This window comes from Archangium lipolyticum (assembly GCF_024623785.1).
GTDB lineage: Bacteria > Myxococcota > Myxococcia > Myxococcales > Myxococcaceae > Archangium > Archangium lipolyticum.
Genome location: NZ_JANKBZ010000006.1, coordinates 258,374 through 272,744, shown reverse-complemented (window position 1 = coordinate 272,744; position 14,371 = coordinate 258,374). Strand labels below are relative to the sequence as shown.

Below are 14,371 nucleotides of genomic sequence, written 5' to 3'. Positions count from 1 at the left end.
CACGATCTTGCGTTCAATCTTTTCACCGCGGGTCGCACCCTCGCGGATGGGTGATTAACCGTCGATCCCACCCCATCAGGGACGGCGTCGATGAACTCCGCATCAGCTCAAGACTCTTCTCCTGTCATCCGCGCGGTCGAACGGCTGCTTCCTCCTCATTACGCCAGGCAGGAGCAGATCATCGGCGCCCTGCGGGACATGTGGGCCACCCGTCACTTCAACATCGAGCGGTTGGAGGAGCTGCATCGCTCCGTTCGCGTGGACGGGCGCTTCCTCGCGCTGCCCATCGAGAAGTACCCCTCGCTCGTCACGTTCCAGCAGCGTAACGACGCGTGGATCCAGGTCGCCCTGGACCTGGGCGAGGTGGTGGTGCGTCAGGCGCTGGAGAAGACCGGGCTCACGCCCCGGGATGTGGACCACGTCTATTTCGTCACCGTGACGGGCATCGCCACGCCGAGCATCGACGCGCGGCTGATGAACCGGCTGGGTATGCGCCCGGACATGAAGCGCACGCCCATCTTCGGGTTGGGGTGCGTGGCGGGTGCCGCCGGCACGGCGCGGGCCTCGGACTACCTCCGGGCCTTCAAGGACCAGACGGCGCTGCTCGTCTCCGTGGAGCTGTGCTCGCTGACACTGCAGCGCGAGGACCTGTCCATTCCCAACATCATCGCCTCGGGGCTGTTCGGCGATGGTGCGGCGTGCGTGGTTCTCCAGGGCTCCGAGCGGGCGGCGGCCTCGCCCGGTCCTCGCGTCGTGGCCACCCGCTCCGTGCTCTACCCCGACACCGAGCGCATCATGGGCTGGGACGTGGTGGACTCGGGCTTCAAGGTGGTGCTGTCCGCCAAGGTGCCGCAGCTCGTGCGCGAGTTCATCCGCCGCGACGTGGATGGTTTCCTCGCCGAGCACGGCCTCACCCGCAGGGATGTGAAGCACTGGGTGGCGCACACCGGCGGCCCCAAGGTGTTGCAGGCCTTCGAGGAGGCGCTGGAGCTGGCGCCCGACATGCTGGCGCGCTCCTGGGCCTCGCTGCGCGAGGTGGGCAATCTGTCCTCGGCCTCCGTGCTCTTCGTCCTGGGTGACATGCTGGAATCCGGCACCGCCCGGCCGGGTGACTGGGGAGTGCTGATGGCCATGGGACCGGGCTTCTGCGCGGAACTGGTGCTGCTGCGATGGTGAGCTCCGTCGAGGGATACCTGGGCTTCCTGGGACTGCTTGGCATCGAGCGCCTCGTGGAGCTCGTGTTGTCGAAGCGAAACGCGGCGCGGGCCCTCGCGCTCGGTGGCACGGAGACGGGCCAGGGTCATTACCGGGTGATGGTGGTCTTCCACTCGCTCTTCCTCGTGGCGTGCGTGGCGGAGGTGCTGGCGCTCTCGCGTCCGTTCACGGGAGGATTCGGCTTCGCCGCGCTGGGTGTGGCGGTCCTGGCCCAGGCGCTGCGTTACTGGGCCATCGCGTCGCTGGGCGAGCGCTGGAACACGCGCATCATCGTGGTGCCGGGCCTGCCGCCGGTGACGCGGGGGCCGTACCGCTACCTGCGCCATCCCAACTACGTGGCCGTGGTGCTGGAGCTGGCCGCTGTCCCGCTCATCCATGGCGCATGGGTGACGGCCCTCGTCTTCTCCCTGGGCAATGCCCTGCTGCTCCGGGTGCGCATCCGCGCCGAGGAGGAGGCACTGGGCGCCGCCTACGCCAAGGCCTTCGCGGGCAGGCCCCGCTTCATCCCGGAGGTGCACCGTGGTTGAGAACGAGCTGGCCGTCCTCTCGGAGATCCGCCGCATCCTCTCGCAGGAGCTGGATTGGAGGGGGGCGGTGGAGCCCTCGCACCACTTGATGAGGGACCTGCAGCTCGACAGCCTCGGGCTGACGGTGCTGGCCGTGGAGCTGGAGAACCGCTTCCGCATCCGCCTGTCGGTGGAGGACTCGGTGGGGGTGAATACCGTGGGCGACCTCATGCGCCTGGTGGTCTCGCGGACCGCCGAGGAGTCGCCGGCCTCGTGCGCGGGAGGCGCGCCATGAAGGGACCTGCGCTGCCGGCGCTGAAGCACGCCACCCTCACCGATGCGCTCGCCGCCGCGGCGCGGACCCGGTTCGGGCTCGTCTTCGTGGACTCGGCCGAGCGCGAGACGTCCATGCCCTGGGCGGAGGTGTACGCGCGGGCCCGGCGCACCGCCGCGGGACTGCGGCGCCTGGGTGTATCGCCCGGGGAGCGCGTGGCGCTGCTGCTGCCCACCTCGCCGGGCTTCATGGATGCCTTCTTCGGCGCGCTGCTGGCGGGCGCGGTGCCGGTGCCGCTCTACCCACCGGTGCGGTTGGGACGGCTGGACGAGTACCACCGCTCCACCGCGCGCATGCTGGAGGTGTCGGGCGCGGTGGTGGTGCTCACGGACTCCAAGGTGCGGCTGCTGCTGGGCGAGTCCGTGGCCGCGGCCCGCCCGAGGCTCGGCTGCCACACGGTGGAGGAGGTGTCCCGCGCGGAGGGCGACCTGGCCGTGTCCGCCACTCCCGAGGTGCTCGCCCTCATCCAGTTCTCCTCGGGCTCGACGGTGGACCCGAAGCCGGTGGCGCTCGGCCATGGCGCCCTGGTGGCGCAGCTCGCGGCGCTGGAGGCGGAGCTGCCGCCTCCGTCGGACCGGGCCCCGGTGGGCGTGTCCTGGCTGCCGCTGTACCACGACATGGGACTCATCGGCTGTCTGCTGTCCGCGGTGTACTACCCGGGCAGCATGGTGCTGATTCCTCCCGAGGTGTTCCTCGCGCGTCCGGCGCTGTGGTTGCGCGCGCTGTCGCGGCACCGGGGCTTCGTCTCGCCCGCGCCCAACTTCGCCTACGGGTTGTGCCTCAAGCGGGTGAAGGACTCGGAGCTGGAGGGCGTGGATCTCTCCGGCTGGCAGCACGCGCTCAACGGCGCGGAGCCGGTGTCGGTGGAGACGCTGCGCCGCTTCGTCGAGCGCTTCTCCCGGTGGGGCTTCCAGGCGGGAGCGCTGCGGCCGGTGTACGGCCTATCCGAGGCCTCCCTGGCCGTCACCTTTCCTCCGGCGGGCCGGGGGCCTTACGCGTTGGGCGTGGACGCGAAGGTGCTGGCCACGGAGCGGCGCATGGTGGAGGGCTCGCGCGAGCTGGTGTCCGTGGGGCGCCCGGTGCCGGGCTTCGAAGTCCAGGTGCGCGACGAGCTGGGCCGCGAGGTGCCGGAGCGCCGTGTGGGGCGGGTGTTCGCGCGAGGGCCCTCGGTGATGGCGGGCTACTTCGGCCTCCCGGAGGCGACGGCGAACGCGTTGGACGCCGAGGGCTGGTTGGACACGGGAGACCTGGGCTTCGAGGCGGACGGCGAGCTGTTCCTCGCGGGCCGTGCGAAGGACGTGGTCATCATCCGCGGCGCCAACCACGCCCCCCAGGAGTTCGAGGAGTGCCTGGAGGGAGTGGAGGGCCTGCGCACGGGCTGCGCGGTGGCTCTGGGCTTCACGCCCGAGGGCGAGCAGGACGAGGCCCTGCTGATTCTCGCCGAGCAGGCCCCGGGCGCGGAGGTGGAGGGCCTGGAGGAGCGGATCCGCGAGGCGGTGTTGGAGGGCACGGGCGTGCGCGCGCACACGGTGGAGGTGCTGGAGCCGGGAACGCTGCCGCGCACCTCGAGCGGGAAGCTGCGCCGGAGCGAGGCGCTGCGGCGCTACCTGGCGGGCGAGCTGGCCGCGCCGAGGAAGGTGGGGACGGTGGGGCTGGCGGTGGAGATGGCGAAGAGCGCGCTGGCCTTCGTCCGGGCGGGACGCGAGGGGTGAGCGCCTGGGACGTCGCGGTGGTAGGGGGTGGACCCGCGGGACTGGCGGTGGCGCTCACCACGGCGAAGCGGGGACTGCGCACGGTGGTGCTGGAGCGGGCCACCGTGCCTCCGGACAAGGCCTGCGGTGAGGGGCTGATGCCCTCCGGGGTGGCGGCGCTGGAGCGCTTCGGGGCGCTCGCGCTGTTGGACAAGCGCGAGTGCGCGCCCTTCGTGGGCATCCGCTATGTGCAGGAGGACGGGAGCGGCGCGGAGGGGCGGTTGCCCTCACCCGGGGGCCTGGGCGTGCGGCGGGTGGCGCTGGTGACGGCGATGGCCACGAGGGCACGGGCGCTCGGGGTGGAGCTGCGCGAGCGCTGCGCGGTGGTGGGCCAGCGGCGCATGGTGGACGGGTGGGAGGTGGAGACGGCGGACGGGCCGCTGCGGGCGCGGATGCTGGTGGCGGCGGACGGGCTGGCCTCGCCACTGCGACGCGCCGAGGGGCTGGAGCTGGCGGTGGCGGGGCCAAGGCGCTTCGGGCTGCGGCGGCACTTCCGGGTGAAGCCGTGGGCGCCCTTCGTGGAGGTGCACCTGTCCGAGGGCGTGGAGGCCTACGTGACGCCGGCCGGGGAGGAGCGGGTGGGGGTGGCCTTCCTCTGGGCGGATGGGCTGGCGGAGCGCATCGGCTTCGAGTCCCTGCTCGCGCGCTTCCCGGTGCTGGCCGAGCGGGTGGCGGGGCTGGAGCCGGACTCGAAGGCGCGAGGGGCGGGGCCGCTGGCGCGGGCGGCGCGGGCGCGGGTGGCGGAGCGGTTCGCGCTGGTGGGGGACGCGGCGGGGTACGTGGACGCGGTGACGGGGGAAGGGCTGTCCTTGGCCTTCACGTGCGCCGAGGCCCTGGGGAACCTGCTGCCGGATGCCCTGGCGAAGGGCGCGACGCGTGAGTCCCTGCTGCCCTACGAGCGGGTGTTCCAGCGGGCCTTCCGCAAGTACGCGTGGTTGACGCGGAGCATGTTGCTGCTGGCGAGCACGCCGGGGCTGCGCCGGCCGCTGGTCCGCTGGCTGGGCAGGCGCCCTCGCGTCTTCGAGCTCCTCCTGGCCCACGCCATCGTGTAGTCCCGGAGGGGCTCCCTCGGATCGTCAGGAAGGGTGGCTTCGCGATCGTCAGGAGCGCCTCCGGACATGCGATGTCCCGGGAATATCGCCGCCGGGAGTCGTGGGGCGGGCTACTCCTGGCAGGACAGGAGGGTGTCTCGCACCCAGGGGGATGCCTGGAGCGCCCTCAGGGTCTGTTCATCGGGCCGCGGGAGCAACAGGTGCCAGAGGAGCATGAGGAGGAAGCCCACGGTCGCGAGGGCGATCAGGATGATCGCCTGCTCGGAGCGAAGCTTCAGCAGCCTCAAGAGGACCCTCAACAACGGATTCCAACATGTTTTTTCCATCAGATACCCCTGTATGGAGCGGGAGGTTGGGGGATGGGTTTGGGGACGAGCGACCTCCTTTGACGTCCTCCCCATGAAGGGGAAGACGCCCACGGGTGGATGAGCGCGCAGTGGTGCGAGACTGTCTGAGGAGCGCCGGGTGTGTTTGTGATGGGAGGGTCGCTGGCCAGGGAAAGGCCGTTCGAGGTGCGGGCGTCCCATCTCCACCCCACGAAAAGCAAGACGCCGGAGCGCTGGGGGCGCTCCGGCGTCGGGACTTCGGGACTTCAGGCTCGAATCACAGCCCGCGGTACGTGATGACCATCGAGTCCATGCGGTCGTTCTGACCCGCCGAGAACGTGTTCATGCACGAGTCGTCGGTGTAGTCCATGAAGTTGGTGATGGGGTCCAGACCCGCCGTGGAGCAGGTGTCGCGGCCGCTCGGGCAGCCGAAGGCGGCGGAGGACTCGGCCGGGGTGTCGCTCACGTAGTCACCCGTGCTGGTGCAGCCGCCCTGGAACGTGTGGTACAGGCCCAGCCAGTGGCCGACCTCGTGGGTCGCCGTGTCACCCTCGTTGTACGGCGCCGCGGTGCCGCCGGGCAGCGAGCTGTAGAGGATGACCACGCCGTCCAGGCTCGGCTGCGAGGCGTAGCTGGAGGGGAAGGTCGCCCAACCCAGCAGGCCCTGGCCCATGTTGTTGGAGTAGATGTTCAGGTCGCCCGCGCCGCCCTTGCGCAGCGCCGCCTTCATCTTCTTCTCACAGGCTCCGCCGCTGCAGGTGTACCACTGGGAGTTGGTGGTGCGGTCCGTCGCCGTCAGGGTGAACGTGAACGGCGTGTTCCTGTAGGCCGCGTTCAGCACGGAGATCTGGCTGGCGATCTGCGCGTCCGTGATGTTGCCCTGCGAGGCGCTGGTGCCGTTGTTGATGACGTGCCAGTAGACCTTGATGTTCACCGAGCCGTTGGCGCGGGCCTGGGACTTCACGCGGCCCGCCATGGCCATCTCCACGGCCGTCTGCTCCTCGGGGGACAGGTCCGCCGTCGCGCAGCCGCGAACGGGGACCGCCTGCTGCGTCGTGGGCTGCTCCTCGGCCGGCTGCTGCTCGGAGCTGGTGCAGCCCCCCAGCGCGACGAGGGCTCCCAGGACCACCGCGAACCTGCCACCCTTCGAGAAAACGCTACGGGCCATTTCCGGCTCCTTGGAAAAGAGGTTTCTCTTATACCTCACGAAACCGTCATGAACCAAGGCAGGTACGGCTTTTCTGGAAGATTCCCGTGTCGTGGATGTAACGGAAGCTCCGCGAACCGTGAAAACACGAACGCCGGAGCGCTGGGGGCGCTCCGGCGTCGGGACTTCAAGACTTCAGCAAAGGCCTACTTGCCGAGGCGGTAGGTCGTCCAGAACGAGTCCATGCGGGCAATCTGGCCGGCGGAGAACCGGTCCATGCAGTAGTCGTCCGTGTAGTCCATGAAGTTGGTGATGGGGTCCACGCCCGTGTCGCGGCAGGTGTCGCGGCCGGTGGGGCAGCCGTAGGCGGCGGACTGCTCGGCCGGGGTGTCGCTCACGTAGTCGTTGGTCTTCTGGCAGCCGCCCTGGAACGTGTGGTACAGGCCCAGCCAGTGTCCCACCTCGTGGGTGCCCGTGTCGCCCAGGTTGTAGGGGGCCGCGGAGCCGCCGGGCAGCGAGGTGTTGAGGATGACCACGCCGTCATCCGAGGGGTTGCCGGCGTACCAGTTGGGGAAGGTCGCCCAGCCCAGCAGGCCGCCACCGGGGCTGCTGAAGTACATGTTCAGGTCGTCGGCGGTGCCCTTGCGCAGCGCGGTCTTCATCGCCGCCTCGGCCGTGGTGTCCGGGCCGGCGGTGTACCAGGTGCTGTTGGTGGTGCGGTCCGTGCTCACCAGGGTGAAGCGGAACGGGGTGTTCGCGTAGGCCGCGTTCAGTACGGCGATCTGGTCGGCGATCATCGTGTCCGGGATGTCACCGTTGGAGATGCCCGTGCCCTTGTTGATGACGTGGGCATAGACGGAGATGTTGATGGAGCCGGTGGCCGCCAGCGCGCCGCGGTGCTGGCTGATCAGCGCCTGGACGCTCTCCGTCTCCTGCTCGGACGGGGTCGGCGTGGCGCAGCCGTGGAGCGCCTCGCGGGTCGCCTGCTGCGTGGTGGGCTCGGCCGGCTTCTGCTCCGAGCTGCTGCAACCACCCAGCGCCAGCACCGCACCCAGCATGACCGCGAACTTTCCACCCTTCGAGACAACGTTACCGGACATTTCCGACTCCTCGGGAAAAGTTGATACGTCTTGTATCCCAAGAAATCAGTGCACGCAATCTGATAAACCGTGTTTCGTGAAAAAATACAGCATCCCGGGAGATGTAGAAGGCCGGGTAATACAGAAGAAGCGCGAGAGAAGAGAAGGCCACGGTGGGTATGGGCCGGGTGCGCTTGGGGTGAAAAGCAAAACGCCGGAGCGCGTGGAGCGCTCCGGCGTCGGGACTTCAGGACTTCAGGCTCGGCTTACTTGCCGTAGCGGTAGGAGGCCCACATCGAGTCCATGCGGGCGATCTGGCCCGCGGTGAACGTGTTCATGCAGGAGTCGTCGGTGTAGTCCATGAAGTTGTAGATGGGGTCCACACCGGTGGTGGAGCAGGTGTCGCGGCCCGCGGGGCAGCCGTAGGCGGCGGACTGCTCGGCCGGGGTGTCGCTCACGCTGTCACCCGTGGTGGAGCAGCCACCCTGGAAGGTGTGGTACAGGCCCAGCCAGTGGCCGACCTCGTGGGTGCCCGTGTCGCCCAGGTTGTAGGGGGCCGCGGTGCCACCGGGCAGCGAGGTGTTGAGGATGACCACGCCGTCCATCTTGGGGCTGGAGGCGTAGGAGCTGGGGAAGGTCGCCCAGCCCAGCAGGCCGCCACCGGGGCTGCTGAAGTACATGTTCAGGTCGTCCGCCGTGCCCTTGCGCAGCGTGTTCTTCATCGACGACTCGGCGGAGGTGCCGGGGCCAGCGGTGTACCAGGTGCTGTTGGTGGTGCGGTCCGTGGCCACCAGGGCGAACTTGAACGGGGTCTTCGAGTAGGCCGCGTTCAGCACGGAGATCTGGCTGGCGATCATCGAGTCGGGGATGTCACCGTTGGTCGTGCCCGTGCCCTTGCGGATGACGTGGGCATAGACGTTGATGGTGATGGAGCCCACGGGGTAGGCCTGACCCTGGGTGCGGCCCGCGAGGAACGCGTCCACCGCGGCCTGCTCCTGCACGGACGGAGTCGGCGTGGCACAGCCATGCAGCGGGGCGGCCTGCTCAGATGCCGGCTTCTGCTCCTCGGCCGGCGTCTGCTCGGCGCTGCAACCACCCAGCGCGATGACGGCACCCAGGACCACCGCGAACTTGCCACTCTTCGAGAAAACGTTGCGGGACATTTCCGACTCCTCGGAAAAAGTTGCGATGCCTTATAGCCTGAGAATAAGCAGCAAGCAAGGGAGCATGCGGATTTTCTGAAAACACGAGCGGAGTGCGTGAAAACGGAGAGCCCCGACACACGGGGTGTGCCGGGGCTCTCTGGAAGGGAACGGGGAGTGGCGAGGGCGCGTCAGTGCACGATGGCCTGACGGGCCGGGGGCGCCACCAGCAGGGAGAGGTTTTCGAAGGCCTCGATGTTCTGCCGGATGTAGGCGCGCTTGATTTTACCGCTGGTCGTCTTGGGCACGGTGTGCGGGCCCACGGGGATGACGCGGTTGGGGCGCACGCCGGAGCCCTGGTAGACCATCTCCTCCACGTGCTTGCACAGCTGGCGCACGACGTCGGCCTTGGTCTCGGTGGTCTCGCAGACGACGACGATGTCCTCGGTGCCCGTCTGGATGTTGGCGACACCCACGGCGGCCACGCAGCCGGCGCGCACCCCGGCCACCTGGGCGGCGGCGTTCTCCATGGTGTACGGGTGGTGGTTCTCGCCCGCCTTGATGATGAGGTCCTTGCTGCGGCCGCAGATGAAGAGCTGGCCCTCGGCGAGGAAGCCCAGGTCGCCCGTGTGCAGCCAGCCGTCGCGCAGCACGCTGTCGGTGGCCTCCGCGTTCTTGTAGTAGCCGCCGAAGAGCGAGGTGCCGCGCAGGAGGATTTCACCCTCGTGGCGCTCGGGCACCTCACGGCCCTCCTCGTCGACGATGCGGATGTCGATGCCGCGCAGCACCCGGCCCACGCTCAGCACGATGAGCGCGTCCGGGCCGCTCTCCTGCAGGGACACGACCTGGCGCTTCGTGGCCAGCGCCGCGCGTGAAATCGTCTCGAAGCGCACCGGGTCGCTCCGGTCGCGGATGGACACGCCCACCACCATCTCCGCCATGCCGTACGAGGGCCGCCAGGCGTTCGGCTCGAAGCCGTACGGCTGGAAGCGCTCGGTGAAGTGGCGCACGGTGTCGGCGTGGATGAACTCGGCGGCGTTGTAGGCCCGCTTCCACGAGCTCAGGTCCAATCCCTCCACCTCGGCGTCCTTGATGCGCTTGACGCACAGCTGGTAGGCGAAGTTGGGACCGAAGGACGAGGTGGCGCGGAAGTACTGGATGGCCCACAGCCAGCGCGCCGGCTTGAGCAGGAAGCCGAAGGGCGGCATGAGCGCCGTCGGAATCCCGTGGACGAACGAGGCCAGGGTGGAGGCCACCAGTCCCATGTCATGGAACAGGGGCAGCCAGCACACCATCAGGTCATCCGAGTCCCAGTGGCTGATCTCCCCCATGGCCGCGCAGTTGGCGAAGAGCGCGCGGTGGGAGATTTGAATGCCCTTGGGCGAGTCCGTGGTGCCGGAGGTGAACTGGATGAAGGCCACGTCCTCGGCGCCGCAGGTGGGCGGCTCGAAGGGCTCGGCGTCCACGTCCAGGTCCTTCACGGTGGCGGCGAAGGGCGTGTCCTGGCCGGGCTCGGCCTGGTAGTCCTTGAGGGACTCCTGGGCCAGGTCCAGGAAGTCCGGGTCGATGAGGATGCCCCGGGCGCCCAGCAGCTTGAGCTTCACGCGCAGCCGCTCGCTCCAGGCCTGCACGGACACCTTCGAGGAGGGCAGCTCGATGAGGCAGGGGGTGGCGCCCACCAGGCTGCAGGCGAAGAAGCTCTCGAGGAACTCGGGGCTGGTGTCGAAGGAGAGCACCACCCGGTCGCCCTGGCGCACGCCGCGGGCGCGCAGGCTGGCGCCCAGGCGCAAGGCGTTGTGGTGCAGGTCCGCCGCGGTGAGGACGGTGAGCTTCTCCTCGAGGTCCGCGAAGTAGAAGAGGGGTTGGGAGGGGCGCGTGCGCGCCCAGTGCACCACGGCCTCGGACAGGGTCCGCACCGGGGCCACGGTGGCGGGAGTGGGCGCCCGCTGGGGAATCTCACGGCTGGAGTGACGGCCCACGCCGGGGCCCAGGCGCACGTTCCCCGTCTGGCGCCGCAGGGATTGCTGGCTCATGGATGTATGTCCTTGGTGAAGGAGACCGGCTTTCAGAACCGGACCAGCGCGCCCTCGACGGTCAGCCCGGGGCCGAAGGCCAGCATCACGCCGTACTCGCCCCGCTGCGGCTTGTCCGCCTTGAGCATGTGCTCGAGCACCAGCATGACGGTGGCCGACGAGCAGTTGCCGTACTCGCCCAGCACGTGCCAGGTGGAGGCCAGCTGCGCCTCCGTCAGCTTGAGCTGCTTGCCGAGCATCTCGACGATTTTGGGACCGCCGGGGTGGATGATCCAATGCTTCACGTCACCCACGGACAGCTTCTCGGGCCCGAGCAGCTTCTCCAGGTAGGCGTGGATGTTCTCGGCGATGACGAAGGGCACGTAGGGCGACAGCGTCATGAAGAAGCCGTCGTTCTTGATGTTCCACGTCATCAGCTCGTGGGTGCCCCAGATCTGCTCGGTATGGGTGCGGATGAACTGCACGCCCTCGCCGTCCGGAGCGCTGCCAATCACGGCGGACGCGCTGGTGTCACCGAAGAGGGCCTGGATGACGGCCTGCTCGGCGTTGGCGTCGGAGCGGAACTGGAGCGAGCTGAACTCGGTGCAGTTGATGATGACGTGCTCGTTCGGACGCGCCGCGAGGCTGTCCATCGCCACCTTCAGCACGTTGAAGGCGGCGAAGCAGCCCATGTGACCGATGAAGGTGCGGCGGATGCTCGAGGTGAGCTCGAACTGCTTGGCGATGAAGTACTCGGGGGTGGGGCCCATGTAGCCGGTGCAGCTGGCCATGGCGATGCTGCCCACCTTGCTGCGGTCCACCTGGGCGAGCACCTTGCCCACCGAACGCCCGGCGACATCCAGGACCGTCTTCTCGAAGACCTCCGAGCGGTCTCCCGTGGGCACCGAGCCGTTGGCCAGGGCCACGCGGGGATCCCACGCGAAGTAACGGCTGCGCACGCGCGTGTTCTTGACGATGCGCTCGGCGTTGGGGACCTTCTCGTACCACTTCTTCAGGAGGCCCTCGTACATCTCCTCCTGGGTGACCTTGAAGGGCGGGAACTCGCTACCAATGGCTAGCAGCGTGGGGCGAGTGGCCGGCGCCTGACTCATGCGGCCTCCACCTGCTGCTCACCTCGCCGCGCGTCGGCGGCAGGCTCGCTCTTGGAGGCACCCGCGGCGCGCGAGGCCGTCATGTGCTCGTCGATGTAATCCACCAGGCTGCCCACGGTGTCATGACCGCGGCGCGACGCCTTGATGTACCAGGGCGTGAACTCGATATCCGCCACCTCTTCCTTCAGACGAGAGATGAGCGACTCGAGGTACAGGGAGTCCATGCCCAGATCATACGTCATCGAGGCGAACTCGTTCACGTCGTCCGGGAACAGACCGGAGTTCATCGTGAGGATCATGTTGCGGACGTGATCGAGAATCTGCTGCCGGTCCATAGGGCCTCCTGCAACCTCAGTATCGGGCGTGCCCCCCTTCAACTGGTGTGAAACATTACAGCCCTACGCTTCCGGGGTCAATACCAGAAAATTTGGCGTTTTCCTGAATCCTGGTAGAGGGGCGATCCTTTGGGATAACGCGCGGCGGGGCGCTTCGCACGGGCCCTGGCTCATGCTGTGTACCGGCGAGGCTGAAAAAAACCCCGCGACCGGAGGATCCGGCCGCGGGGTCGGGTGAGTGGCGGGTGTCGGACGGAGGGGGTTGCTACTCGACGCGGTACTGGCGGACGAGCTGATTGACCTGGTCGGACACCTGCTGGAGGGTACCGGCGGCTTCCTGGGTGGACTCGAGCCGCTCCAGTGACTGGTCCATGCTGCGCGACATGTCGGCGATGGCCGTGAATATCTGGGCGAAGCCGGAATTCTGCTGACTGACGGCGGCGGTGATCTGCCGCACGGCGGAGGAGCTCTCGTGCACCATCTGCGAGAGCTGGCGGAGGCTGTCGCCGGAGGTCTTCACCTTGTCGAGGCCGCCCTCGACCTGGGCGGCGCCCACGTCCGTCATGGCGACGGCGTCGTTGATGGCGCTGCCCACCTCCTCGAGGATGTTGCGGATGCGGCCGGTGGCGCGGATGGACTGGTCGGCGAGGTTGCGGATTTCGCGGGCCACCACGCCGAAGCCCTTGCCGTGCTCGCCCGAGCGCACCGCCTCGATGGCGGCGTTGAGCGCGAGCATGTTGGACTGGTCGGCCAGGTCCTTCACCGCCTCGGTGATGTTGCCGATCTGCTGGGCACTGGCGTGCAGGCGCTCCATCTTGGTGCGGATGGCGTGCACCGAGTCGCGGATGACGGAGAAGCCGGCGATGGTCTGCTCGATGGCGTTGGAGCCGGCGCGGCCCAGCTCCTCGGCGTGGGTGACGACGTTGAGCACCGCCTCGGCGCGCTGGGCCGTGAGGTCGGAGGTCTGCTTGATCTCCTGGGCGGTGACGTTCGTCTCCTGGATGGTGGTGGCCTGGATGGTGAGGGCCTGGCGCTGGTTGTCGTTGGCGTTGCGCAGGGTGGCGCCGGCCTCGGCCAGCTGGTTGGCGGCGTTCTCGAGCGCGCGGGGGACGGCGCTCAGCTGACCGATGATGGAGTTGAGGCCGAAGGCCAGGTCGCCGATCTCATCGGTGGACACCCACTCGGGCGGACGCACCTTGCCGATGGAGAGGTACTCGATGGCCTGGAGCACCGCCTGCGAGCCCTGCTCCTGGCGGCGCGCCAGCATCCAGGCGGAGACGGCGGGCAGGGAGATCATCATGATGGCGAGCACCAGCGCGGGCACGCTCAGCTCGGAGAGCAGCGAGCTGGTGAGGCCGCTGACGAGGGCGGCGGCCTGGTGCTGGCCGGTGTTCATCAGCTGGGAGACCAGTTGCTGCTGCACGATGCCCGTCTGCACGCCGACGATGACGCCGCCCAGCACGATGATGGAGAGGGCGCAGACGATGAAGGCGTAGGGCAGGAACCAGGACTGGCGCAGCCAGAAGAAGCTGGTCTGCAGCACGCGCAGGGAGGGGTTGCGGCCCTGCTCCTCGAGCGCCAGCGGCATGATCCACCGCTCGACGATGATGCCCACCGGGAGTGCCAGCAGCAGACTGATGGCCACGCCGATGACGGTGCCGAGCGCGACCAGCCACAGGCTCTTGCCGAACCAGAGGCACACCTCGAGGCTGAAGATGAACGCGCCGATGGCGAAGGAGCCCGCCTGGCCGTAGAAGGCGACGCGCCAGGGGAACTTGAGGATGCGCGCCAGCCGGGACCAGGCCAGGTCGTTCGGATTGAAGGCCGTGGCGGTGCGGTACAGGTACCCGATGAGCAGATGCGGGTACACGTTGCCGCAGATGATGATGACCGGCGGCAGGAAGTAGAGGACCGAGCGGGGAACTTCGTCCCCCTTCAGGCCCAGGACCATGCCCACCAGATACGCCACGAAGGGCGCACACGGCAGCACGAGGACCTGAAAGAGCATGAAGATGCGCTTGGTCAGGGGACGATCGCTGCTCAACGGGTTGAAGGACACCATGTGCACTCAGTGAGGAGAGGCGGGGGTTCGGCTGTGCGCGGCCCTCGGCAGGTGGGTACGAAGGGGGCGCCGCGGACAACGCACCACGTCCCGAAGGTGGACGGGACGCTACCATCTTTATCGGCGGAGTGCTCCTCCCCGGCCAGCCCCCCCTCTGGGGATACAGCCCTGTTGGTTCACGACGCCTTCCCGAGTGGTGAGACATCGAGCGGGTGGGGGCTTTCCGGCGTGACAGGTTGGCAGGCGGGCAGGGACCTGAGAGGGCTTCCCGGCTCCCACGTGGGGATGTGCGCTGGGA

The 14,371-nt window shown here is 68.5% G+C and carries 13 protein-coding genes; 5 read left to right on the top strand and 8 right to left on the bottom strand.

The genetic code is table 11. The features are described 5' to 3' along the window. The first annotated feature begins 90 nt into the window (after window positions 1-90). Genes NR810_RS16040 through NR810_RS16020 form a run of 5 tightly spaced genes read left to right on the top strand, consistent with a single transcriptional unit; the run spans window position 91 to window position 4,858 of the window. Window positions 91-1,176 (top strand): type III polyketide synthase, encoded by a 1,086-nt coding sequence (locus NR810_RS16040; RefSeq protein ID WP_257453480.1) that lies wholly within the window; start codon window positions 91-93, stop codon window positions 1,174-1,176. Then, complete coding sequence (locus NR810_RS16035; protein WP_257453479.1) at window positions 1,170-1,742, top strand: isoprenylcysteine carboxyl methyltransferase family protein; 573 nt, start codon at window positions 1,170-1,172, stop codon at window positions 1,740-1,742. The genes NR810_RS16040 and NR810_RS16035 overlap by 7 nt, the downstream gene beginning before the upstream one ends. After that, window positions 1,735-2,016 (top strand): acyl carrier protein, encoded by a 282-nt coding sequence (locus NR810_RS16030; RefSeq protein ID WP_257453478.1) that lies wholly within the window; start codon window positions 1,735-1,737, stop codon window positions 2,014-2,016. The genes NR810_RS16035 and NR810_RS16030 overlap by 8 nt, the downstream gene beginning before the upstream one ends. Further along, the gene (locus tag NR810_RS16025; RefSeq protein WP_257453477.1) at window positions 2,013-3,767 is read left to right on the top strand and encodes a fatty acyl-AMP ligase; all 1,755 of its coding nucleotides are present in this window, start codon (window positions 2,013-2,015) and stop codon (window positions 3,765-3,767) included. Before NR810_RS16030 ends, NR810_RS16025 begins: the two co-directional genes overlap by 4 nt. Then, complete coding sequence (locus tag NR810_RS16020; RefSeq protein WP_257453476.1) at window positions 3,764-4,858, top strand: NAD(P)/FAD-dependent oxidoreductase; 1,095 nt, start codon at window positions 3,764-3,766, stop codon at window positions 4,856-4,858. The genes NR810_RS16025 and NR810_RS16020 overlap by 4 nt, the downstream gene beginning before the upstream one ends. Window positions 4,859-4,968: 110 nt before the next feature. On the opposite strand, the gene NR810_RS16015 is transcribed toward NR810_RS16020, so the two are convergent. The 8 genes from NR810_RS16015 to NR810_RS15980 form a co-directional block, all read right to left on the bottom strand. Continuing rightward, on the bottom strand, window positions 4,969-5,145 hold the full coding sequence (locus tag NR810_RS16015; protein WP_257453475.1) for a hypothetical protein: 177 nt from the start codon (window positions 5,143-5,145) through the stop codon (window positions 4,969-4,971). A gap of 316 nt (window positions 5,146-5,461) precedes the next feature. Continuing rightward, complete coding sequence (locus tag NR810_RS16010; protein WP_257453474.1) at window positions 5,462-6,352, bottom strand: zinc metalloprotease; 891 nt, start codon at window positions 6,350-6,352, stop codon at window positions 5,462-5,464. Between the two features lie 185 nt (window positions 6,353-6,537). Next, the gene (locus NR810_RS16005) at window positions 6,538-7,431 is read right to left on the bottom strand and encodes a zinc metalloprotease (RefSeq protein ID WP_257453473.1); all 894 of its coding nucleotides are present in this window, start codon (window positions 7,429-7,431) and stop codon (window positions 6,538-6,540) included. A gap of 245 nt (window positions 7,432-7,676) precedes the next feature. Next, window positions 7,677-8,573, bottom strand: coding sequence for a zinc metalloprotease (locus tag NR810_RS16000; RefSeq protein ID WP_257453472.1), 897 nt, complete (start codon window positions 8,571-8,573; stop codon window positions 7,677-7,679). Between the two features lie 170 nt (window positions 8,574-8,743). Next, complete coding sequence (locus tag NR810_RS15995) at window positions 8,744-10,585, bottom strand: fatty acyl-AMP ligase (protein ID WP_257453471.1); 1,842 nt, start codon at window positions 10,583-10,585, stop codon at window positions 8,744-8,746. A gap of 32 nt (window positions 10,586-10,617) precedes the next feature. Beyond that, window positions 10,618-11,676, bottom strand: coding sequence for a type III polyketide synthase (locus tag NR810_RS15990; RefSeq protein WP_257453470.1), 1,059 nt, complete (start codon window positions 11,674-11,676; stop codon window positions 10,618-10,620). Continuing rightward, window positions 11,673-12,011: an acyl carrier protein gene (locus NR810_RS15985; protein WP_257453469.1), complete on the bottom strand. Its 339-nt coding sequence runs from the start codon at window positions 12,009-12,011 to the stop codon at window positions 11,673-11,675. The genes NR810_RS15990 and NR810_RS15985 overlap by 4 nt, the downstream gene beginning before the upstream one ends. A gap of 265 nt (window positions 12,012-12,276) precedes the next feature. Beyond that, window positions 12,277-14,073: a methyl-accepting chemotaxis protein gene (locus NR810_RS15980; RefSeq protein WP_257453468.1), complete on the bottom strand. Its 1,797-nt coding sequence runs from the start codon at window positions 14,071-14,073 to the stop codon at window positions 12,277-12,279. Window positions 14,074-14,371: the final 298 nt, after the last annotated feature.